The sequence below is a fragment of the Pseudomonas sp. SIMBA_067 genome (genome assembly GCF_046534675.1).
Lineage (GTDB): Bacteria > Pseudomonadota > Gammaproteobacteria > Pseudomonadales > Pseudomonadaceae > Aquipseudomonas > Aquipseudomonas putida.
This window is the reverse complement of sequence record NZ_JAWRYH010001339.1, coordinates 1-236: the sequence shown is the minus strand read 5'-3', so window position 1 is coordinate 236 and position 236 is coordinate 1. Positions and strand designations below refer to the sequence as shown.

The window sequence follows — 236 nt, the reverse complement described above, 5'->3', positions numbered from 1 at the left end:
CGATCGAGAAAATCTTCACTGCGCTGAATTTCTCGGCCATCGTCATCGACTTGACTGAAACCGAGAGCATCGACAGCACCACCTTGGGCTTGCTGGCCAAGTTGTCGATCCTGTCGCGCCAGAAGGTTGGGCTGCTGCCGACCGTGGTTACCACCAACCCGGATATTTCCCGGTTGCTGCAGTCGATGGGCTTCGATCAGGTGTTCAACATCGTCGATCGTCCGATACCGTGCCCG

General features: G+C 56.8%; 1 protein-coding gene. It reads left to right on the top strand.

Going from position 1 to position 236, the window contains the following annotated elements; translation table 11 throughout:
* Window positions 1-236 (top strand): STAS domain-containing protein (locus SB765_RS33700; RefSeq protein ID WP_410933046.1); only part of this gene is annotated, 236 nt, incomplete at both ends.